We start from the raw sequence: 1,680 nt of genomic DNA on the forward strand, positions 1-1,680 counted from the left end.
CTTTTACAAAAACGGAGAAAAGATAGATGAGCTTTCCGGGCAAGACATTACCCCGGAAGATATAGAAGAAAAGATTAAAAAGTATGTTGAATAGTCTGGAGGGATAAGGATGCGATTAGAACTTGGCAATATTCATGTCAAGGATGTCAGGTTTGGTGATAAGACCGAATTTAAAGATGGTGTAGTTTATATCAACAAAGAAGAGCTTTTAAAAGAAATTCAGGATGAGCGTTTTTCCAAAATTGATGTAGAAATTGTTCGCCCTGGTGACTCAGTAAGAATTTGTCCGGTAAAGGATGTTTTAGAACCTCGCGTTAAGGTTTCCGGCAATGGCCAGGTTTTTCCGGGGTTCTTTGGCAATGCTGAGATTGTAGGGTCTGGCAGAACTCATGTTTTAAAAGGCATGACGGTTTTAACTGTAGGTAAAATTGTTGGCTTCCAGGAAGGGATTATTGACATGACCGGACCCGGGGCAGATTATACACCTTTTTCCAAAACTATAAATGTTGTAGTTCTGGTTGATAAAGTAGAAGGCTTGCAGCAGCACGAGCATGAAGCAGCTGTGAGGATGGCTGGACTTAAAGCTACCCGCTATATAGCAGAAGTAGCAAGGAATGTAGAACCAGATGAAATAAAAGTATATGAAACCAAGCCTTTATTTGAACAGCTTAAAGAGTATCCTGATCTGCCGAAGGTTGCTTATGTTTACATGCTGCAGAGCCAGGGGCTTATGCATGACACTTATCTTTATGGTGTAGATGCCAAGCAGATATTACCCACTTTTATCTATCCGACGGAAGTAATGGATGGAGCTATTATAAGCGGTAACTGTGTGTCTTCATGTGATAAAAACACTACTTTCCATCACATGAATAACCCTATTATCTATGACCTTTATGAAAGACATGGCAAGGATTACAACTTTATAGGCGTTATCTGTACCAATGAAAATGTTACCTTGCTGGACAAGGAACGCAGTTCTAACTTTACGGCTAAACTGGTAGAATACCTGGGAGTTGATGGGGTAATTATCAGTGAAGAAGGTTTTGGTAATCCTGATGCTGACCTCATCATGAACTGCCGCAAGATTGCTGCTTTAGGAGTTAAAACCGTTTGTGTAACTGATGAATATGCCGGAAGAGATGGAGCTTCCCAGTCACTGGCTGATTCTCATCCTTCCGCCGATGCGGTAGTAAGCGGTGGAAATGCTAATGAAGTAATTACCTTGCCCAAATTAGATCGGGTAATAGGATATATTGATGCTGTTAATGTAATTGCCGGTGGTTTTGATGGTTCATTAGCCGAAGATGGCTCCATAACCGTTGAAATACAAGCTATTACCGGTGCTACTAATGAGCTGGGTTATAACAAAATGGGAGCCTTAGGCTTCTAAATTTTAAGAAAATATAGAGATAAGGCCAAAATATAGAGAGTCAGAGGAAGGAGAGTGTTTTAGATGGATAAAAGCTTTTTTGAAGGGAAGAAAATCTGCATATTAGGAGACCGTGACGGTATTCCCGGTCCGGCTATAGCTGCTTGCATGGAAACTATAGGAGGAGAAATAATCTTTACCAGCACTGAGTGTTTCGTCTGAACGGCAGCCGGGGCCATGGACATGGCCAATCAAGCTCGTATTAAAGAAGCTGCTGAAAAATACGGCAATGAAAATGTAATCGTAGT

General features: G+C 41.0%; 1 protein-coding gene and 1 pseudogene. Both read left to right on the plus strand.

What is annotated here, in order from left to right:
- Positions 1 to 109 precede the first annotated feature (109 nt).
- Positions 110 to 1,393, plus strand: a complete 1,284-nt coding sequence (locus BUB92_RS11095) for a glycine/sarcosine/betaine reductase component B subunit (protein ID WP_073093623.1) — start codon at positions 110 to 112, stop codon at positions 1,391 to 1,393.
- A gap of 63 nt (positions 1,394 to 1,456) precedes the next feature.
- A pseudogene (locus BUB92_RS11285) lies at positions 1,457 to 1,680 on the plus strand (glycine/sarcosine/betaine reductase complex selenoprotein A); the annotation flags it as partial.

The sequence above is a fragment of the Thermosyntropha lipolytica DSM 11003 genome (assembly GCF_900129805.1).
In the GTDB taxonomy this organism is placed as follows: Bacteria; Bacillota; Syntrophomonadia; order Syntrophomonadales; family Syntrophomonadaceae; genus Thermosyntropha; species Thermosyntropha lipolytica.

What these genes read in the sequence shown, in the direction of transcription:
- BUB92_RS11095 (WP_073093623.1), top strand. Translation starts at nt 110, where the DNA reads ATGCGATTAGAACTTGGCAATATTCATGTCAAGGATGTCAGGTTTGGT.